This is a genomic window from Planococcus donghaensis (genome assembly GCF_001687665.2).
GTDB classification, from domain to species: domain Bacteria; phylum Bacillota; class Bacilli; order Bacillales_A; family Planococcaceae; genus Planococcus; species Planococcus donghaensis.
The window spans coordinates 399,375-418,551 of the sequence record NZ_CP016543.2 but is presented as its reverse complement, the minus strand read 5'-3'; the positions used below and the strand labels follow the sequence as shown (position 1 = coordinate 418,551).

The window sequence follows — 19,177 nt, the reverse complement described above, 5'->3', positions numbered from 1 at the left end:
GTAAGCCGTTTTAACGCATGCTTTATTACCTATTATAGTGAGTATATTATACCAAAAGATTCTCCTGTTTGTCATTATAATATTTTTTTACTCTATAAAAGCAACAATAAAATCGAGTAAGAGATTAGCCCAGTAGTAAATGCCAGTAAACTACTTTCTCGTTCTTCCGGCAACTCTTCTTTTAAAACGTTTAAAATCACACCACCAGCTAAAAAAGCAGTAAGTACTGAGATAATCCATTCATGCACTTCGGCAAAAGCCCCGATTCCCCAACCAATTAGAATCGCAGCAGCCAATAGCCACCTGCCATATCGATCGTAATCTTCTTGGTGCGTTGCTCGTAATCCTTTGTCATTTGTTATAAAGTGTACCCCCATTGCAACAAAAAACAATGTCATCCCTAAAGAATTACCATACTCTTCCCTGACCAATAAATAGCCAATAATTCCATTGTATAGTGTGAAAGATGCAATGTGCAGCCAGAAAACCCCTATTGCTGCTTTCGGATTTTCTTCATGCTTGTTTTTCTTTTTTGAAACTTTAACCGAGTTTTCTAAAGCATAAAAAACCACTAAACCCGTCATCGCAATTAAATAAATATGATTCTCTATAAAAAGTAATCCACTATTTTCAAGCTCTCCTAGTAAATCCTTTTGAAAGATGCTCAACTCTGGCAATAAATGCAAAAAAACATAAGCGACCGATATTCCACCTGCTACTGAGAGGAAACGGCTTCGTGGCAAAACTTTCATAAGTTTTAAGCTTTTTGAAAATAGATGAATTGAGACAAACCCAAGAGCAAAAACAAAACTCAACCAAGTCATCTGCAAACTCCTTCCTGCACACTTCGCATCTATTTCAACAAAGGCTTTCCCGTAATACTGTCCCCGTAGACAGACACAACTAAACTAGTTGCCGCTAAACAAAATAAAGGAAAGCGCCTCAAAAGGTGCTTTCCTTTATTTTGTTTAAACTTTTGTTTTTTCACTGTGTTCGATGGATAATTCACGCAGCTTAAATTTCTGTATTTTTCCAGAAGCTGTCATTGGGTACTCTTTCGTAAATTCAATATAGCGTGGAATTTTATGGTGTGAGATTTTCCCTTTACAGTAAGTTCTCAATTCTTCCGCATTGAGTTTCTCCCCTTCTTTTAAAATAATCCATGCCATTAGTTCTTCTCCGTATTTCGGGTCTGGGACACCAATCACCTGAACGTCTAACACAGAAGGATGCTGATAAAGAAATTCTTCCACTTCACGGGGATAAATATTTTCTCCTCCGCGAATCACCATATCTTTTATCCGGCCTGTGATATCGATATATCCTTCTTCATCTTCGATTGCGATGTCACCCGTATGCAGCCATCCTTCCGAATCAATCGCCGCTTTTGTAGCATCTTCGTTTTTATAATAGCCGGACATGACATGATACCCTCTTGTACAAAGTTCTCCAGGCAAGCCTCGCTCTACTTCTTCTCTAGTGGCAGGGTCAATGATTTTCACTTCTACTCCAGTATGCGGCTTACCAACTGTTGATACTCGCTTTTCAATTTCGTCGTCGGCTCGCGTTTGCGTAATGACAGGAGACGATTCAGTTTGTCCATAAGCAATGGTAATTTCAGATGCGCCCATTTCATTGATGACTTTTTTCATCACCTCAATTGGACATGATGAGCCTGCCATGATTCCCGTACGCAATGTTGATGTGTCAAACATTGCGAAATCCGGATGGTTTAACTCCGCGATGAACATCGTCGGTACTCCATGTAGCCCTGTACACTTCTCATCCTGTACCATTTGCAAAACCCGTTTTGGTTCAAACTGCTCTGCAATGACCATTGTCGTGGAATGGGTAACTGCTGCCATCGTTCCAAGAACACAGCCAAAGCAATGGAAAAATGGCACTGGAATACATAAACGATCTGTTTCCGTTAACGCCATCGTATCCCCAACGAGTTTGCCATTATTAACGACATTCAAATGAGTCAGCATTACGCCTTTTGGAAATCCTGTGGTGCCAGATGTATATTGAATATTGATGACATCGTCAGGCTTCATTGAATCGAAGCGCTCTTTAAACTCCGCCTCGCTAACACTTCCAGCAAAAGCCTCGAACTCTGACCACGTGTAAATTCCAGGATACTTGTTATCGCTCATGACAATTACTCGTTTAAAGTGAGGCAGCTTAGTACTCTGTATGTGTCCTTTTTCAGCGGTCGCCAATTCCGGACAAACCGTATTTAAAATCTCTATATAATTTGCACCTTTAAATTCTTCTCCCAATATTAACGTCGTCGCATCCGACTGATTCAATAAATACTCAAGCTCACTTGACTGGTAACTTGTATTTACCGTTACCAACACACCCCCCATTTTACCGGTGGCAAACTGACTCAATAGCCATTCGCGTTTATTGTCAGACCAAATGGCAACATGCTCCCCTTTTTCAATCCCAATACCGATAAACGCTCTTGCTAAGCGATCTGTTTCTTCGTCAAATTCTTTATACGTTTTTCGGATTCCGTGCTCTGGATAAACGTATGCTTCAGTTTCTGGATTCTTTGCAGCTTGTTCTTTTACGATTTGGCCAACTGTCTTATGTAAAATTTCCACAATACATCCCCCTAATTGAAAACGTTTTCACTCTGTTTTATATTATCACAAAATTCCAAATTAATGGAACTTAATCCATTCCATAAAAAGACGGACAACTCGCTCTTTACGTACGTTGCGTGATAAACTAAAACCATTACACAGAACGGAAGGGATCGACCATGGACTTACAAACAATGCATGATCAACTAACAGAACGACTTTTGCAAAAGCAACTCGTTTCAGCCACAATTAGCCAACCACGCCTAAAATCAAATGAGGTTAAACGGATTAAGTTAAAACCCGTTGAAATAAAAAAGGATTATTTCATTCAATTTGAATACCAACATGAACATGTATTAAAGCATGAAAATTTACCTTTAGAAGAAGCTATGGCGAAACTAACTTCTCTATTTGCCGATTTTCGCCAAGCCCTTTTTCAATTTACAGAAGAAAAAGTTCAAATTCAGCTTTCTAAAAAGTTAAAAGTTAGCTGGAAAACCGAACAAACAAATTCGAAAAAAGTAGAGCTTTCGCACAACCGTAAAAAGCAATATTTATTAGAGGATGGTATTCCGTACCCATTTCTTGTACGTCTTGGTGTTCAAAATCCAGATGGCAAAGTCAAAAAGCAGAAATATGACAAATTCCGTCAAATCAACCGCTTTATCGAATTTATCGACGATTCGCTCGCTTATTTACCTCAAGATCGAACCGTCCGCATACTCGATTTTGGTTCTGGAAAATCGTATTTAACTTTTGCGCTTTATCATTATTTGCGTATTGAAAAGGGCTTGGACCTCCGAGTTACCGGACTCGATTTGAAAAAAGAAGTAATCGAAGAGTGTCAGCAAATTGCACAAGACTTGCGTTATGAGCAATTAGAGTTCTTGGTTGGTGACATTAACGATTATAACGACGAATCTGCAGTCGATATGGTAGTCACGTTACACGCTTGCGACGTAGCTACCGATATGGCGTTATCACGCGCTGTTAAATGGGATGCCAAAGTTATCTTGAGTGTTCCTTGCTGTCAACATGAATTGAATAGCCAAATCGCTGCACCCGAACTTGGCATTATGCTTCAACATGGTCTTATCAAAGAGCGTTTTAGCGCACTCGCTACCGACTCAATTCGCGCAGAACTGCTGTCACTTGTTGGCTATGAAACGCAGTTAATGGAGTTTATCGATATGGAACATACTCCAAAGAACATTTTGATTCGCGCCTATAAAACAGGTAAAAAACCGAGCGCCGGCCAATATGAACGTTATCAACAATTTACTTCATTGCTGTCAGCTAAACCTTTCTTAGAAAATGAATTAAAGGAGTACTTATGAAACGAAAAAATTTAGTTAATGGCATTATTTTAGCGTTCTCTGTTGTATTGATCCGGTTTATCGACGTTCGCATTTACGATATGAACTTGGTGGTCACTTTATTGATTTTAGCCGCTCTTATTTATGGAGCCATGCGCGTTGTCGAACGGTTTCCATCACTTGATCAACCTGTTAGCAAACGATCTTCGTATATTGTGAACACATTAGTCATTATCTCTATCTTTCTGGCGTTCTTTATATTTAAGCTATAAAAAAACTGACTCGGAGATTCCGAGTCAGTTTTTGTTTATCCAGGTTGTTATCGCTTCTACTACTTGGTCTTGTTGCTCAATTGGGGTGATGTCGGCTGGATTATCGCCTTTTTGTTCACCATACAAGCCAAATTGGGCGTGATTGCCCCCTTGTATTTCTACAAAAGAACGATCTTCTGCAAACAGTTGTTTACTATCTTCAATATCTTGAACTTTGGATAAGCCATCCAATTCTCCGTAAATCGACAACATCGCTAAATCGCTTTTCGAAAAATCACTCGCAGGATATGACCCTAAAAAATACAAGCCTTTTAGTTTTTTAGATGGATCTTCTGCATAAAAAGAAGCGGCGACGCCACCTAAAGAATGACCGCCAACGAACCACTCTTCTACTTCAGAATGTTCCTCAATGACCTTATCTGCTGTGTCAACACCAAAAATACCAAAATTCAATGGCAGTTGAGGGATCGATACGACAAATCCTTGTTGACTTAAAGATTGACCCAAGTAAGCATAAGCTTCTTTTTCAACTTTTGCCCCTTGATAAAGGATTATTCCTTTACCCGTTGGCGATTCCGGCTGAAAAATTAGTCCTTCTCCATCTTCTTCAATCGCAGCTAAATCTACCTTTTCAGTTAACAAAGCACTCGGGCCATAATCAAATTGAGCATATATAATAAAGCCAACAACGATCATCACTAGTAATGCCAAAACACTCATCACAATGCGAAACAGCCATTTTTTCATCGAATCTCCTTATCGTTATGCATATTAATAAGCCAACCCGACACGACTTTGAACAAATTCTTGTGAGTTCAGTTGGCGATAAGCAAATTCTGCCGTATCTCCTACTGTTATTTCTTTGCCTTCTAGAGGCAGGAAATCTTTTTCTGTCCGGTAATTGCCACGTGCTTCGCCATCTGGCAAATAGGTAGGACAAACAATTGTCCAGTGAAGAGATGTTGTTTCAAACAAGCGATAAACCGCTTCGTGTTCTTCCGCAGCAAATGTCATTTTGCGTTTCGAGTCCCCACCTTCATAGCGAAGAAGTCCTGGGCTCAATCGGCTATTTAAAATTCCAGCTGTTCCAATAGAAATGATTTGCTGGACACCGTTTTGCTCCATTGACTGGACGATTAACGGGGCAGCGTCTGACAAAGTGGTCGTGCGATCTGTTCCAATCGCACTGAAAACAGCAGTCGTCCCTTTGATTGTTTTTTCAATGTCTTCTGCGTTTCGCACATCTCCAATTACAACTTCCAAATTCGGATGTGTTTCTAGTTTTTCTGAACGAACCAATGCTTTTACTTCGTGACCATCTGCTAAAGCTCGTTTTAGAATTTCTCCTCCAACGCGGCCTGTGGCTCCAAATATCGCCAGTTTCATTACTTTACCTCCCACCTTTTTGCTAAACATTCAAGTTATTTAAAGCGATAGCCTTTTTTCGCCAATACTTCTTTTAAATCTTGACGATGCGGCTTACTAAGGAATTGAGTCATTTGTTGTGTCCACGTAGCTGATTTTTGGTTTGAGCCGCGGCTCTCATAATAAGATTGAATTGTCCGGTCGTACTCCGGCAATATCGTTTCGTATTTAGCTTCATCGTACTCATTTTCATGTAAAATGGCTTCAACCGGCAAACGTGGTTTCACTCCATTTGCTTCATTAGGAACACCAATGGTTAAACCGTAAACAGGAAAGACGCCTTCAGGTAAGCCAACTAGTTCACTAATCGCTGCCATATCATTACGAACGCCACCAATATAACAAATGCCATATCCTTTAGACTCTGCAGCAAGTGTTAAGTTTTGTGCTAACAGACCAACATCTGTTACAGCTACTAGTAAGTTTTCTGCTTGATCAAAGACGATGTCTTGTCCATGCAATTTCCCTGCATGTTGCAATCGGTTATAATCTGCGCATAACAGAAAGACCGCTCCTGCTCCTTCCATTTGTTTGGCATTTTTCGATAGCTCGCCTAATTTTTTACGTTTTTCTAGATCTGTTACCCAAACGATTGAATAGGCTTGGACAAAATGGGAAGTGGCAGCGTGTTGTGCTGCTTCTATTAGTTCACTAACTTCCTCCCGCGTTAATTGCTTTTCTTTATAATCACGGACAGAAGCGTGTGCTTTCATCAATTCGATTACCATTCTATTGTATCCCCTCTCTGATTGTTTCTTCTATCCTACCAAATTCTTCCCCACGATACTCTTTTCGTGATTTTTGCTACAATAGAACCGATAGAGGTGAATAATTTTGAAAAATGTAAAGACCGCTTTTTCCATTTTGTTTCTATTGGTTATTGGCGTTTTTTTATTTATATGGATTGAAAACGAACTGGCATTTCGTGAGGATTTGGCAAATCGTCCTTTGCCTTCTGGCTTGCACCCCATTGTGGAAGAAAAGCGCGATTTACTGGTAACTAGAGCTGCTGAATTAGGGATTGATATTTTAATAACCGATGGCTATCGTTCCCCTGAAGAACAACAGGGCTTGCACGATCAAGGGCGTAATATGCCTGGTGCAATCGTTACTTATGCAGAAGCCGGTGAGTCTTATCATAATTACGGTTTAGCGATTGACTACGCGTTGCGACTAGATGATGGCTCTGTGGTTTGGGATATCGAGCGAGACGATAATGGCAACGGGCAAAGTGATTGGTTTGAAGTGGCAGCTATTGGCAAACAGTTAGGATTTGATTGGGGAGGAGATTGGCCACGCTTTAAAGACTATCCTCATCTTGAAATGACTTTTGGTTTATCAATTCGTGATTTACAACAAGGGTGGCGTCCTGAAGACAAGATTGAGTAACCCTTTTGTAACAGATGGGCCCTTTGTTTCGTCTAACTCGTAAAGGAGGTCGACTGGTCATGAAAACCTTCGCGACTGCAGGAATGATTGGGTTAGTGTTGTTTCAATCCGCCTGTGGAGTCAATCCCATTCCACCAGAAAATTTAACTGAATTTCAGGTAACAAACCCACAAGCTGAAACAATAAAAGATGACTTTACTTATCGGTTAGTAACAGAAAAGGAACACTACACTGAAGGTGACAGCGTCAAAGTTTATGCCGAGTTAGAATATACCGGCGAACTGGAAACCATTGAAATTTTTCATGCTGCTTCCCCTTTTTATTTCCCCATTTACGAAGAAACAAGAAATTACTCTGTAGAATATGCCATGAATGAACCATTGCTAATCACCGTGTTAACAAAAGGAGAACCTTTAAAAGAATACTATGCAGGTAGTGGTGGATACAGTAGTGAAGATGATAACGCTTATATTGAATTTGTTCAAAATGTCTCCGATAATAACTTTCCGTCCGGCTATTACCAAATGTCTGGATATGCAGATTTTTTTACCGAAAATGCGGATGGCTCTAAAACCTTTTACAATCTCACGGCGCTAATTGACTTTAAAGTCATTCCATAAAAAGCAGGCAAATTCTCTAGGTAGAGAATTTGCCTGCTTTTTAGTTGTTTTATTTATTTTTATCAGTCTTTTCTATTCTTCCCCATGTGCCCAGGCAATACGCGGGTCAACTTGCCTCGTCATTCGGACCATAATTGGTTGAAAGCCCATACGTGGCCAGAAATAAGCAGCCAGCTGATTCGCTGTACGCCAATCTGCATAAATGTAGTCAAAACCTTGACTCTTCATATCTTCAAAACAATGATTGGCTAACGCACGGCCAATACCTGTACCCCGAAGCTCTGGATTTGTCGATGCTGCTGCTAGTTCTACACATTTTTCAGGAAGTATTAAACTTAATGGTTCTTCTTTGCGGAAGTATACATGAAATCCAGCAATACGATCGCTTTGGTCCGCTAACCATAAATAAGCAGCTTGGTCTTCGGTCAACGCTTCATAGCTTTCTTTGACATTTTCCAACGTTTCTCGGGTAATCGGTAACCAAGAAGGAGCTGTTGACTGATGAATACTATTCCACATGGCCATTTTCTTTAAGAGGGATGAGTCTTCTTTGCGGCCTTTCCGAAATTCTAATTTTGGAATAGTGCCGTTTTTAGGTTCGAAATTATCTAGTGAAAGAATTCCATATTTTTGATCAAACGCAAATGATTGGTCTAACCATTGATCAATGACTTTTTCGTCACCCAGAGGCGCCATCAACATATGTTGGAAATAGCCATGCTTTGTCCATTCAGCGCCTGCATTTGCATAGAGTAGCCTTAACAAGCGAGGATGTTCATGCTCGCTTATGGCAATTGATTCATAGTCCATCCACACATAACGTCCATGTCTTGAATCTTCTTTAAATTCATACAGCAAGTAACCGATGACATCAATTTCTCTAACTGCTACAATGCCATTAATAAACGGACGTTCTAATATTTTCCGTAATACTTCTTCTGTATCATCGATTTCTTCAAATCTCTTAGGTAGAAAGTCAAAAATTTTCCGTTCTCGTTCGTGTCGCTTTGCTAGCAACACAGCCATTTGCCGAATATGCTTTTCTTCCATCCCTATAATTCGAATCATCCACAATCACTCCTCCGAATGAAGTTCCACTTCCAATACCGCATAATTTCCAAGATGGACCTTTTCACCAAATTGAACAGGCACCGGCTCTACAAAAATCGGCCCATCCACGATGATTGTATGAAATTCCCCTTCTTCCCCACATGCGTCTACACCCGCCGCTTCTAACTCATCGATTAACTCATGTGTAAACTCACGTCCTAAAAACCGCTCGTTTAATCGAGTAGTGTCTACCACGGTAATAACCGCCTTGAAGCCTTCTTCGATTAATTCTTTTAATAAGGATTTGCGTGGCTCTTGCCAAAGCGGATGAAGAACATCCATGTCTGCTTCTGCACTAACCTTTTTGACCCAATCCACGTGATCTTGCAAATCGATGTCCCCATACACACCCATATCAATGTTTTGCGCTTTAAAATTTTTGAGCTGTTCGATAAATTCTTTTTCATATCCCGACCAACTAGCCTTCCCAATAATTAAAGGCAAGCCCATACGTTCAGCTTGCGCTTCCATTACTTCAATAGGCAAGCCGTGTGACCGTGATTTAGATCCATCTTCTTCAAACATTGTAAATAATGCGAGCGGCACATGACCTTTTAATACTGCTCGATAATAAGCGAGGGCAGAATCTTTTCCACCACTCCATGACATCACAAATGATTTTTGCATCATACACCTCTTTAATTTGCCGTTAATGTACCTAGTTCGCCATAACTGGATCAAAATCCTTTTATGCGGCGTCATTTTGAAGTGTCTAAAGTGTTTAAGATGATGCTTTAAGCATTATTTCTGTTTAACACACTAAAGCATAGGGGAAACTTTAGTAAAGACTAAAGGAGGCATATACATGCAACAGCATAAAATATATATAAACGGTGAGTATACAGAATCTGCAGGAACCGAATGGATCGACATCATCAATCCTTCAACTGAAGAAATAATTTCACAAATTCCTAGAGGCACGAAAGAAGACGTGGACCGCGCAGTAGATGCTGCGTTCCGAGCACAAAAAGCGTGGGAGCTCACACCGAATATCGAACGTGGTAAAATCGTCCGCAAGCTTGGTGACAAAATTGCGGAAAAACGCGATATTTTTATTGACCTGTTACAGGAAGAACAAGGAAAAAGTTACGAATTGGCTAGTGGAGAAGTCGATCTTGCAATAGATTATTTCCACTACATGTCTGAATGGGCACGCCGTATCGAAGGTGAAATCTTACCGAGTGATCGATCAAACGAAAACATTTTTGTTTATAAAAAGCCTATCGGCGTCGTAGCTGGTATTATTCCATGGAATTTCCCAGTCTTTATCCTTGCTAGAAAAGTAGCAACAGCTCTTGTCACTGGTTGCACGATTGTTATCAAACCAAGCCAACAGACACCAAATACTGCCATGGAATTCACTAAAATCATCCACGAAATGAGCGAGCTCCCAACAGGTGTCTATAATGTTGTAAATGGCACGGGGTCTGAAATTGGCAACGCTCTTGCATCGCACGAAAAAGTTCAGATGATCACTTTGACGGGTAGCGTTCCAGCAGGCACAAAAGTGATGGAAGCTGCTGCAAAAAATATAACAAAAGTCAATTTGGAATTGGGTGGTAAAGCGCCAGCCATCGTTACACAAAATGCAGATCTCGATTTAGCAGCTAAAGCCATCGCTACTTCTCGTTTAGCAAATAATGGACAGGCCTGTACAAATGCAGAACGTGTTTATGTTCATGAAAGTGTAGCGGATGAATTTACAAATAAACTTATTGCTATTTTCGAATCGAAAGTGATGGAAAATCCGCGTTTGAACAAACAAGCTGATGTAGGTCCACTTGTTAGCCAGGATCGACTTGACACTGTTCACGGCATGGTCGAAACAGCGATCTCAGAAGGAGCTACTGTCGCCATTGGCGGTGAACGTGACAGCAGTCAATCTGGCTTTTTCTACAAACCAACTATCCTGACGAACGTAGAGCACGATTCAACTATTATTCGCGATGAGATTTTTGGACCAGTCTTACCTATCACAACATACAGTACGTTACAGGAGGCAATTGAAAAAGCCAACGACACGGAATTTGGCTTATCGTCTTCTGTTTATACAGCCGATTTAAATGAAGCGATGCAAGTGGTAAACGAAATGAAGTTTGGTGAAACTTTTGTGAACCGCGAAAATTTTGAAGCGGTCCAGGGCTACCATGCGGGCATGAGAAAATCCGGACTTGGCGGTGCAGATGGTAAACATGGAATGGAAGATTTCCTCGTCACACAAGTCGTTTATATGCAATACAAGAACAATAACTAGAAAGATCTGAACACAAAACCCCCACTCCCTAAAAAAGGAGTGGGGGTTTTGATACGTGTTTTCTTATTTTCCTACCATGTTTTCTGGTTTAACCCATTCATCAAACTGGTCAGCCGTTAAATGTCCGCTGTTTACAGCTGATTCTTTTAAGGTTGTGCCATCTTTATGTGCTTGTTTTGCAATCGCTGCCGCATTTTCATAACCAATATGCGGGTTTAATGCTGTAACCAGCATCAACGAATTGCTAACGTGGTTTTGAATAATATCAAGGTTGGCCTCGATGCCAATTGCACAATGATCGTTAAAGCTATTCAAGCTATCTGTCATTAAGCGAACAGATTGAAGGAAGTTATACGCAATTACGGGTTTGAAAACGTTCAATTCAAAGTTCCCTTGGCTTGCAGAAAAACCGATTGTTGCATCGTTACCCATGACTTGAGCTGCAACCATTGTCAACGCTTCGCTTTGCGTCGGGTTTACTTTACCTGGCATGATCGAACTTCCAGGCTCATTTGCAGGAATTGTGATTTCGCCAATTCCGCTACGCGGACCACTTGCTAACCAACGTACGTCGTTGGCAATTTTCATTGCATCTGCAGCTAAAGCTTTGATTGCACCGTGCGTATAAACCATTTCGTCATGGCTTGTTAATGCATGGAATTTATTTTCTGCAGAAGTAAAGTTCGTACCTACCGCTTCGCTAATGAACTCAGCAACAGAAGGACCAAACGTTGGATCAGCATTGATACCTGTTCCTACAGCCGTACCACCGATTGCTAATTCACGCATATACTCAACGCTTTCACGAATCATGCGCTCGCTCTTTTCAAGCATATGTCTCCAACCACTAATTTCTTGACCAAGTGTTAACGGTGTCGCGTCTTGCAAATGAGTGCGTCCGATTTTGATCACTTCATCAAACTTTTTCGCTTTCTCGTCTAATGTTGCTTTCAACTTTTGAACAGCAGGTACAAGGTTTTCTGTTACCGCTAAAACGCCTGCCACGTGCATCGCAGTTGGGTATGTGTCGTTTGAGCTTTGAGACATGTTCACGTCATCATTTGGATGAAGTTTTTCGTCAGAATTTTGTTCTGCTAGGATTTCGTTACCACGACGCGCTAGAACTTCGTTCATGTTCATATTCGACTGAGTACCGCTTCCTGTTTGCCACACGACCAATGGGAAGTGATCATTCCACTTGCCTTCAATAACCTCGTTTGCAGCAACTTCTAAAGCTTTCATCTTCGCTTCAGACAGTTTCCCAAGTTTATGGTTAGCTTTAGCTGTTGCTTTTTTCAATTGTGCAAAAGCCATAACAACTTCATGCGGCATACGCTCTGTACCAATTTCAAAGTTCTGCAAGCTGCGCTGTGTTTGTGCACCCCACATTTTATCTGCTTCAACTTGAATTTCACCAATGGTATCTTTTTCTGTACGATACTGCATTCCATTCACTCCAATTCTGATATGTAAGTAACCTTCTCTTCTATTATAACCACATTCCTCAATCGAAAAGCGACTTTTGCGGTTAAAAATCGCTGTCTCTCGTATTGAAAAACTCTTCAATAATCGCTTCGTCAGAATGAGGAATATATTCACCTCTGACAATTTGCGCCCCGTTAATTGAACCGCTAGATAACAAGATAATATCTTCTGGTCCACTTTCTTTCAAAGCTGCTACTACCGCTTCACGCCGTGAATTAGCAGTGATCACTTGTTGTTTGTAGGGTACTGTAAAACCTTTTAACACAGCATCAATGACGACGCTCGGTTCATTATCTCCAGGGTGATCCACAGTTACAACAAGAACATCCGCTTTTCCTTCAGCTGCTTTCGCCATTTTCGGCATCTTCGAGAAATCTCGTATCCCGATTCCTGCGATAAGCGCAATCAATCGATTATGCGACAACTTCTTTACCTCTGCTAGGACGGATGATAGCGCAACAGGAGTATGAGCATAATCTAAAATAACTTTTCGGTTTTCAGGACCTTGAATTACTTGAAAACGTCCTTCGACTTGAGACATTTTTGGCAAAACAGCTAAAATAGTTTTTATGTCTTTACCTGCCAAAAGAGCTGAACCAATTGCCGCTGTTAAATTAGCTGCATTGTATTCCCCGAAAAGAGGTACATGGACGGGCCAACGTTCTCCTTTGTAATAAAGATCAAATTTCAATCCTGTATCTGAAGACTCACAAGCTGTCCAAATTAAATCGGCATCCGAGTCTAAGCGGTTGCTGTACGTTAAATAAGGATAACTGATCACTTCTAATATTTCTTTTGCCATTCCTTCATCATCTATATTGACGACCGCTGCTTTCGCCTGTTTAAACAACATTAACTTAGACTGAAGGTAATGCTCAAATATCTTATGGTATTCCAGGTGTTCTTCTGAAATATTCGTATGGATCGCTACATCAAAATGAATTCCTTCTACTCGCATTTGATCTAGAGCAATAGAAGAAACCTCCATAGATACTGCACGATCTCCTTCTTCTACAAACCTCGCAAAGATTTTATGGAGGTCAGATGAAATTGGGGTAGTGGGTGTACTCTTATAGAATGGAATCTTACCATCCATTCTTAAAATCCCTGTTGTTCCAATAAATCCACAGCTGATTTCAAGAAGGTTAAACAAATTATACACATACGTAGCCGTCGTAGTTTTTCCGTTAGTTCCTGTAACCCCCACTTTGATCAACTTTTTTTGAGGTGAACTGTAAAAGAAATCAGATAAGTACGCAAGCGCTGCTCGCACATTCGGCACGACTGCAAACGAAAGGTCTGGATGCTTTTCTGCGTACTCAGCCAATAAAGGCTTATTAGATCCGACAATTGTTGTTGCTCCATTTGCTATAGCTTCACCGATATACAAATGTCCATCGGTATTTTCGCCGGGCACACAAAAGAAAGCACAATCTTGGACAACTAGCGTTGAGTTGTACTCAATTGAACTGACCCTTGAATATTTAGGCCCGAATTGTACGGTAATAGGAAAAGAAGGGATGCTGCTGAGTTGTATATCCATTAAAAGGCTCCTTAGGGAAAAATTGTGTCAAATACCTATGGTTTCACAGGAACGTGTATCATTATTCTATCATTTCCCCATGCTTGCGGAAACACTTTTAAACCAATCTTTCTGATATGATGCTCTTTTCTGCATTTTTATTAATTTAAAAACCTACACTAAAAATGATTAAGTGTAGGTTTCAAGTTCTTTTTGTTTATTCAGCTTTTAACTAGTCGTTCTTTTTCTTCTCAAATCCGGGTTGCCCATTTTGTTTTTTCACTAAGGTCTACCAAAGCATAGACCTGTACATATAAAGTCCCTTCGTTCACTTCAACGATCAATACTTTTTCGTCTCGATCAATCGCCTCATTATTGTAACCCGTTGCTTGCTTTGAAATTACTCCTGAATAGGTTTCGATTAGTACTTCTCCATATCCATCTTCAGGAATTGGAACGCTAACCTCAGCTACTTGTCCAGACAAAGGTTCTACTGAACGAGTATTTTTGGCAGTAGACACTGGCAATAAAATTAAAAAATAAAGTAAAAGATCTAAAAAACCAGCTGCCAATACTGAAATTCCCAAAACTGACCATTCGGTAAACTCTGCCGCTGTTTCCAATAAGAAACCAATCGCAGATCCGAATGTCACAAAAGCTAGGAGGACAATTGGGTTGAATAGTGGCCAAGCATGTTCAAAATCTGCACTTTCTCCGAAAAAGACACATAGAACTGTTAACGCTCCTGCTGCTAGCAATACATACATATAGAGCTGTTCCATCGGAAGTCCAAATGCACCCATTCCAAAACCTCCCATCCTAGTAAAATACTTTCCATCTCACTTAGTAATACGCTAAACTGCCGAAGAAGTTTCAGAATTCTAAAAATCCATTAAAAAAACCCATTCTTTTTACAGAACGGGTTTTGCAAATTGAAGCTCATGGAAACCATGTACTAGTTGGAAGCCAATTCCTACATATCCTTCACTCAGCAATTGTTTTTGTTTTTTTAAATCATCCAATTTAACTGTTACGTGTTCACGATAATGTACATCTGTTTTTTCCAAATCTTTTACCAGAATATAACGTTTCAACCCTTCATACTTTTCTTTTAAAGCGGCAATGTACATTGACTGGGTAAACTTATCTTTTAAACTCGGAATATTCATCGGCGCAACTGTACAGCAAATATAACGGAACTTCACTTCAAGTTTGGGCAATTCTTTCATGATGACTTCGGCCAACTTCTGTTGCAGACGATTTCCCCGGTATTCAGGAAGTACTACTGAAATTTCTTGATAAATCACTTTGTCCAGCTCTTCTAGTGGAAGTCCGATATCCCACCCTAAATGTTCTTCATTAATATCAGGAATTAACAATGCTCTAAAACCAATCAACTCTCCTTCAACATAAGCTCCCACCATAAGTCCGCGTTCGTTTAAGATAAACAAGAATTCTTCTGTTGTTAAAGCCTGTAGGGAATTTTTTTCGGTAATAGACTCCATTACTTTCGCTTGAACTTGTTCAATTGTAGGTAAATCTTCTAAATACAAGCGCTTCATAGAAAAAGGTAGCTTTTTATGAAGCACTTGATTGGTAATCGTGCCTTCATACAGCAACTTCATCGCTCATTCTCCCCTGTCTTTTTATGTAGTTTTAGAATACCACTTCCATCTATGAACGTCTGTAAGTTTTTTAAATTAACTCATTAATTAAAAAACATTTATGAGTAAAGATCATTTCTTACTTGTAGTTCACTAAAAAATTGTTCGATTTCTTTTCGATTACGCAAAAAAATAACGTTGTTGTTCGGATTTTCTTTTTTAAACTGTTCCATTCTTTTTCTCATCTTTATTTTTCTTTCGCTATATGTAGAAACAATAAACGTTAAAAATCCTTTATCTAATTTTTCTGGACATCCAACTCCAAGATCCGGACGGGTTGTTCCGTGATACATGATTCGCCGCTTTACTACACGATACAAACAAACGATTAAAGGAAGCTCTAAGTAAATGATGGTATCTGCCCGTTTTTGACGAATATCGTATGTACTCGAATAATTCCCTTCAATAATCCAATGCTCTTTCTCAACAAGCTTTCGCTGTTTAGTACTAAATTCTTTCTCACTGCTTTCCACCCAACCCGGCTTCCAAAAATACGCATCTAAATGATAAACCGGGATAGCTGTTTGCTCGGATAGCTTTCTTGCAAAGCTTGACTTACCAACACCCGCGGACACTCCAAGCACCATAATTCTGTTCATAGCTCTTCTCCCTTTCTCTCCTTGGTGTATGGTTTTTTCTCTATCATACACGTTCGATTTAACCTCTATCGAAAAGAATATTTCATTTTCACTTGCAATATATGTATCCCCGTGTTATTCTAAGGAAGAATTATTTTTGTTCGGATAACTTTTTACGAAGTGTCAGATGTTCATCTGCAAGATTTGAGCAAGGATAGTAATACAATGTATGCTCACGCATACGAGGAGGAAATACACATGGAACAAGGTAAAGTAAAATGGTTTAACTCAGAAAAAGGATTTGGCTTCATCGAACGCGAAGGCGGCGACGATGTATTCGTACATTTCTCTGCAATCCAAAGCGAAGGCTTTAAATCACTTGACGAAGGTCAAGAAGTAACGTTTGATATCGAGCAAGGCCAACGCGGTCTTCAAGCTACTAACGTACAAAAAGCTTAATCTAAAGCTAACTTGTCAATGAGCTCTTCTTCGGAAGAGCTCATTTTTTGTTCTTTTTTAAAGCCAAGACCGAGGAATTTTTCCTCGGTCTTGGCTTTTTCTTAATTCAACGTAAAATACAATTGGAAAATCCCAAAAATCAAAGCACATACAACAATAGTGCTAATGACAATCACGATCGCTAGTTTTTTCCCTGTCATACTTTCACTCCTTACCTATTTTCAATTCTTCAAGGGTCATAGCGAGCTCGTGGGCCCCTTCACTTTTATTCGATAAAACCGTTAATACATTGTGCTCGGCCGCATAAAAAGCCGAATGAAAACTCACACCTGGCTCATGGCCCATAATATGATATTTCAAAGCACCATTTGCTTGTGTTTGAATCCATATTCCATACCCGTAATCACTATTGTTTCTAGTAGCAGAAGCTTGGAGCATCTTTGGCAACATATCTTTTGTTAATAAAGTACCATTCATCAAACAATTCCAGAAGTTCGCCATATCACTTGCCGTCACATAAGCACCACGATCAGCTCCACCACGAACAGGAATGGCGTATTGATTGGTTCGCCACATTCCCTCTTCTTCAATATAGCCAAATGCAGTCTGACCGGGTAAGCGGTCTAAGCTGAAATATCCGGAATTCCGCATCTCAGCAGGCTCAAAAATGCGTGCTGTTACCACATCCGTAAACTCTTTTCCTGTTACATTCTCAATAATTAATCCAAGGGCAATGTATCCCGCATTATTATAGTGAAACCTTTCTCCAGGTTTAAACATCATCGGCAACTCTTTAAATAACGGGATAAAATCTGAAGCTGTCTGCATTCTGTACATCGGTCGTTGTTTCCATAAATCTTCGTAATCGTCCATTACCTGTTCATCAAAATAATCTGGGATACCCGATGTATGTGTCAATAACTGATGAATTGTTACGTTAAAGTGAGGAAATGTCTTCGGTAGTAAGTGTGATAACTGATCTTCAAAACTAATTTTACCTTCTTCTACCAACTGACAAACAACGACAGCCGTAAAAGCTTTGCTACCAGAGCCAATACCGAATCTTGTATCAATCGCATTCGGGCGCTCATTAGCACGATCCGCAAATCCCCTTGCCATAGCCCATGGTTCTTTTGCTGCTAAATAAGCAACTCCCGAGAAATTCGTTTGTTCCATCTTATCTAGTATCGGATTAGCTGACTTTTCTTGTTGGAAGCGACCTTCCGCTGATATGTTAATTCGGCGACCATCGGTTAGTTCGATTGATAATGGATGAGTTTCACTTTTTTGCTTAGAAAAATACCAAATTCGCTTTGGTGCTACCAAAATGATAAAAGCATGCCCGCGACCAAGAAAGTTTAGCGAATTGACTTCTATCCCCTTACTGCCTCGGACTGGGATATCCATGTCCTCGATTAATTCCCCAACTTCTTCAACATAGGGCGTGGTAATGCTCACTTCACTAATGTTAAGAATAGAATCCACCGTAAAATTACCCATACGATCCACGCTTCGACGTGCAATAAATTCTACTACATTTCCTGCTGGATCTTGAAAGTAAAACGCATCCGCATCAAAATTTGCGTAGAAGACTTCATCCATGCCTTCTTGCCGATTTAATGTCACACGTTCACTGGTCCAAGATTTTGCAAGAGTAAATTGGTTTCCCGGTATGTTTAGTGCGAAATGGTAGACAGCTGCCTTTTCGGATTCCCGGAAGACCAATTGGGACTCTCCCATCGACAATGTAAAACTGGTGTCATTTTCTTCAACAATTCGGAAGCCTAATTGGTATTCATAGAAACCTTTCATGTCTTCTAATTGATTGGTATATAAGATCACCTTTTTAAACATGCCCCTCACTCCTCTTGCCCTAAGCATACCGAAAAACCAAATCTTTTTCCTCTTTTAACCACAAAAAAGAAGCCCAAAGGCTTCTTTTTTGTGGTTGCTATACGCATATCAAAAATCATACTTTTAGCAGCTCACGATTCGTTATTTCTTTTCTTTAAAGCCTTGGTCGATCAAGTAGTCTTCAGCGTTATCAAACGTTCCGAAGCTTTCTTCTAAGTTTTTGCCTGTGTAGATATTCCAAAATGGCTCTTCATAAACCAAGTCCAATTTTTCATTGTCGCGATTAACCCACGTTTTATCGTATGGTGGTTCTGGTTCTAACGACAAATAATCCAATGCATCTGCAAGAACACTACGTAATTCTTTTTCAGAGAAATCACGAATGTTTACAAAGCCTTTTTTGTCTACCTCATATTGTGGTAAGTTACCAACATACACAAAACCGTTACCTGTCGGATGTAAATGATAGACCACAATTTTCTTGTCATACAAACTTTCTTCAAAATGAAAGTTTACACGTTTCATCGATACGTCTTTTCTCGTTAGCTCTGGAAAAGACTCAATAATTTCAAGCTTTTGTTCAAATGTTAACAATTTCATTACCTCTTTCCATAATTTCATTTAGTTCATCAAAA

General features: G+C 39.9%; 20 protein-coding genes. 6 read left to right on the top strand and 14 right to left on the bottom strand.

Annotation, left to right across the window (positions count from 1 at the left end; genetic code table 11):
- Positions 1-92 precede the first annotated feature (92 nt).
- Both BCM40_RS02210 and BCM40_RS02205 read right to left on the bottom strand, forming a co-directional pair.
- A complete protein-coding gene (locus tag BCM40_RS02210; protein ID WP_065527346.1) occupies positions 93-824 on the bottom strand; it encodes a hypothetical protein in 732 nt (243 codons plus the stop codon).
- A gap of 144 nt (positions 825-968) precedes the next feature.
- On the bottom strand, positions 969-2,612 hold the full coding sequence (locus BCM40_RS02205) for an AMP-binding protein (RefSeq protein ID WP_065527347.1): 1,644 nt from the start codon (positions 2,610-2,612) through the stop codon (positions 969-971).
- Between the two features lie 161 nt (positions 2,613-2,773).
- Between BCM40_RS02205 and BCM40_RS02200 the strand changes: the two genes are divergently transcribed.
- Positions 2,774-3,931 carry a class I SAM-dependent methyltransferase gene (locus tag BCM40_RS02200; protein WP_065527348.1) on the top strand — a complete coding sequence of 386 codons (1,158 nt, stop codon included), beginning with the start codon at positions 2,774-2,776 and terminating at the stop codon, positions 3,929-3,931.
- Positions 3,928-4,182, top strand: coding sequence for a hypothetical protein (locus BCM40_RS02195; RefSeq protein WP_008428155.1), 255 nt, complete (start codon positions 3,928-3,930; stop codon positions 4,180-4,182). The genes BCM40_RS02200 and BCM40_RS02195 overlap by 4 nt, the downstream gene beginning before the upstream one ends.
- A gap of 24 nt (positions 4,183-4,206) precedes the next feature.
- Here the strand turns inward: BCM40_RS02195 and BCM40_RS02190 are convergent, their stop codons facing one another.
- Genes BCM40_RS02190 through BCM40_RS02180 form a run of 3 tightly spaced genes read right to left on the bottom strand, consistent with a single transcriptional unit; the run spans position 4,207 to position 6,335 of the window.
- Complete coding sequence (locus BCM40_RS02190; RefSeq protein ID WP_065527349.1) at positions 4,207-4,929, bottom strand: alpha/beta hydrolase; 723 nt, start codon at positions 4,927-4,929, stop codon at positions 4,207-4,209.
- Between the two features lie 24 nt (positions 4,930-4,953).
- A complete protein-coding gene (locus BCM40_RS02185) occupies positions 4,954-5,568 on the bottom strand; it encodes an NAD(P)-dependent oxidoreductase (RefSeq protein WP_065527350.1) in 615 nt (204 codons plus the stop codon).
- 35 nt (positions 5,569-5,603) lie between these two features.
- A complete protein-coding gene (locus BCM40_RS02180; RefSeq protein WP_065527351.1) occupies positions 5,604-6,335 on the bottom strand; it encodes an NADPH-dependent oxidoreductase in 732 nt (243 codons plus the stop codon).
- Between the two features lie 106 nt (positions 6,336-6,441).
- Between BCM40_RS02180 and BCM40_RS02175 the strand changes: the two genes are divergently transcribed.
- On the top strand, positions 6,442-6,996 hold the full coding sequence (locus BCM40_RS02175; protein WP_065527352.1) for a M15 family metallopeptidase: 555 nt from the start codon (positions 6,442-6,444) through the stop codon (positions 6,994-6,996).
- 59 nt (positions 6,997-7,055) lie between these two features.
- The gene (locus tag BCM40_RS02170; protein ID WP_065527353.1) at positions 7,056-7,616 is read left to right on the top strand and encodes a hypothetical protein; all 561 of its coding nucleotides are present in this window, start codon (positions 7,056-7,058) and stop codon (positions 7,614-7,616) included.
- A 72-nt stretch (positions 7,617-7,688) separates the two neighbouring features.
- Here BCM40_RS02170 and BCM40_RS02165 read toward each other — a convergent pair whose 3' ends face one another.
- Together BCM40_RS02165 and BCM40_RS02160 are read right to left on the bottom strand one after the other, a co-directional pair.
- Positions 7,689-8,684 (bottom strand): GNAT family N-acetyltransferase, encoded by a 996-nt coding sequence (locus tag BCM40_RS02165; protein ID WP_065527354.1) that lies wholly within the window; start codon positions 8,682-8,684, stop codon positions 7,689-7,691.
- A 6-nt stretch (positions 8,685-8,690) separates the two neighbouring features.
- Positions 8,691-9,353, bottom strand: a complete 663-nt coding sequence (locus BCM40_RS02160; RefSeq protein WP_065527355.1) for a Dph6-related ATP pyrophosphatase — start codon at positions 9,351-9,353, stop codon at positions 8,691-8,693.
- Positions 9,354-9,531: 178 nt separating this feature from the next.
- On the opposite strand from BCM40_RS02160, the gene aldA reads away from it, so the two are divergent.
- Positions 9,532-10,980: an aldehyde dehydrogenase gene (gene aldA, locus BCM40_RS02155; protein ID WP_065527356.1), complete on the top strand. Its 1,449-nt coding sequence runs from the start codon at positions 9,532-9,534 to the stop codon at positions 10,978-10,980.
- A 63-nt stretch (positions 10,981-11,043) separates the two neighbouring features.
- On the opposite strand, the gene fumC is transcribed toward aldA, so the two are convergent.
- The 5 genes from fumC to BCM40_RS02130 form a co-directional block, all read right to left on the bottom strand.
- Positions 11,044-12,426: a class II fumarate hydratase gene (fumC, locus tag BCM40_RS02150; protein ID WP_065527357.1), complete on the bottom strand. Its 1,383-nt coding sequence runs from the start codon at positions 12,424-12,426 to the stop codon at positions 11,044-11,046.
- A gap of 82 nt (positions 12,427-12,508) precedes the next feature.
- Positions 12,509-14,008, bottom strand: a complete 1,500-nt coding sequence (locus tag BCM40_RS02145) for a UDP-N-acetylmuramoyl-L-alanyl-D-glutamate--2,6-diaminopimelate ligase (protein ID WP_065527358.1) — start codon at positions 14,006-14,008, stop codon at positions 12,509-12,511.
- A 230-nt stretch (positions 14,009-14,238) separates the two neighbouring features.
- On the bottom strand, positions 14,239-14,790 hold the full coding sequence (locus BCM40_RS02140; RefSeq protein WP_065527359.1) for an NfeD family membrane protein: 552 nt from the start codon (positions 14,788-14,790) through the stop codon (positions 14,239-14,241).
- A 108-nt stretch (positions 14,791-14,898) separates the two neighbouring features.
- Positions 14,899-15,612, bottom strand: coding sequence for a hypothetical protein (locus BCM40_RS02135; RefSeq protein WP_065527360.1), 714 nt, complete (start codon positions 15,610-15,612; stop codon positions 14,899-14,901).
- Positions 15,613-15,710: 98 nt separating this feature from the next.
- On the bottom strand, positions 15,711-16,250 hold the full coding sequence (locus BCM40_RS02130; RefSeq protein ID WP_065527361.1) for a P-loop NTPase family protein: 540 nt from the start codon (positions 16,248-16,250) through the stop codon (positions 15,711-15,713).
- Between the two features lie 237 nt (positions 16,251-16,487).
- Here BCM40_RS02130 and BCM40_RS02125 point away from each other — a divergent pair, with 237 nt between their 5' ends.
- Positions 16,488-16,688, top strand: coding sequence for a cold-shock protein (locus BCM40_RS02125; RefSeq protein ID WP_006830093.1), 201 nt, complete (start codon positions 16,488-16,490; stop codon positions 16,686-16,688).
- Positions 16,689-16,892: 204 nt separating this feature from the next.
- Here BCM40_RS02125 and BCM40_RS16215 read toward each other — a convergent pair whose 3' ends face one another.
- Positions 16,893-18,542, bottom strand: a complete 1,650-nt coding sequence (locus BCM40_RS16215; protein ID WP_083394456.1) for a serine hydrolase — start codon at positions 18,540-18,542, stop codon at positions 16,893-16,895.
- Positions 18,543-18,683: 141 nt separating this feature from the next.
- Complete coding sequence (locus BCM40_RS02115) at positions 18,684-19,136, bottom strand: hypothetical protein (RefSeq protein WP_008428171.1); 453 nt, start codon at positions 19,134-19,136, stop codon at positions 18,684-18,686.
- Positions 19,137-19,177 lie beyond the last annotated feature (41 nt).

Excerpts from the sequence above, each read along its gene's own strand:
- BCM40_RS02210 (WP_065527346.1), bottom strand. The coding sequence starts at position 824 with ATGACTTGGTTGAGTTTTGTTTTTGCTCTTGGGTTTGTCTCAATTCAT.
- BCM40_RS02200 (WP_065527348.1), top strand. The coding sequence starts at position 2,774 with ATGGACTTACAAACAATGCATGATCAACTAACAGAACGACTTTTGCAA.
- BCM40_RS02195 (WP_008428155.1), top strand. The coding sequence starts at position 3,928 with ATGAAACGAAAAAATTTAGTTAATGGCATTATTTTAGCGTTCTCTGTT.
- BCM40_RS02190 (WP_065527349.1), bottom strand. The coding sequence starts at position 4,929 with ATGAAAAAATGGCTGTTTCGCATTGTGATGAGTGTTTTGGCATTACTA.
- BCM40_RS02185 (WP_065527350.1), bottom strand. The coding sequence starts at position 5,568 with ATGAAACTGGCGATATTTGGAGCCACAGGCCGCGTTGGAGGAGAAATT.
- BCM40_RS02180 (WP_065527351.1), bottom strand. The coding sequence starts at position 6,335 with ATGGTAATCGAATTGATGAAAGCACACGCTTCTGTCCGTGATTATAAA.
- BCM40_RS02170 (WP_065527353.1), top strand. The coding sequence starts at position 7,056 with ATGAAAACCTTCGCGACTGCAGGAATGATTGGGTTAGTGTTGTTTCAA.
- BCM40_RS02165 (WP_065527354.1), bottom strand. The coding sequence starts at position 8,684 with ATGATTCGAATTATAGGGATGGAAGAAAAGCATATTCGGCAAATGGCT.
- BCM40_RS02160 (WP_065527355.1), bottom strand. The coding sequence starts at position 9,353 with ATGCAAAAATCATTTGTGATGTCATGGAGTGGTGGAAAAGATTCTGCC.
- aldA (WP_065527356.1), top strand. The coding sequence starts at position 9,532 with ATGCAACAGCATAAAATATATATAAACGGTGAGTATACAGAATCTGCA.
- fumC (WP_065527357.1), bottom strand. The coding sequence starts at position 12,426 with ATGCAGTATCGTACAGAAAAAGATACCATTGGTGAAATTCAAGTTGAA.
- BCM40_RS02145 (WP_065527358.1), bottom strand. The coding sequence starts at position 14,008 with ATGGATATACAACTCAGCAGCATCCCTTCTTTTCCTATTACCGTACAA.
- BCM40_RS02140 (WP_065527359.1), bottom strand. The coding sequence starts at position 14,790 with ATGGGTGCATTTGGACTTCCGATGGAACAGCTCTATATGTATGTATTG.
- BCM40_RS02135 (WP_065527360.1), bottom strand. The coding sequence starts at position 15,612 with ATGAAGTTGCTGTATGAAGGCACGATTACCAATCAAGTGCTTCATAAA.
- BCM40_RS02130 (WP_065527361.1), bottom strand. The coding sequence starts at position 16,250 with ATGAACAGAATTATGGTGCTTGGAGTGTCCGCGGGTGTTGGTAAGTCA.
- BCM40_RS02125 (WP_006830093.1), top strand. The coding sequence starts at position 16,488 with ATGGAACAAGGTAAAGTAAAATGGTTTAACTCAGAAAAAGGATTTGGC.
- BCM40_RS16215 (WP_083394456.1), bottom strand. The coding sequence starts at position 18,542 with ATGTTTAAAAAGGTGATCTTATATACCAATCAATTAGAAGACATGAAA.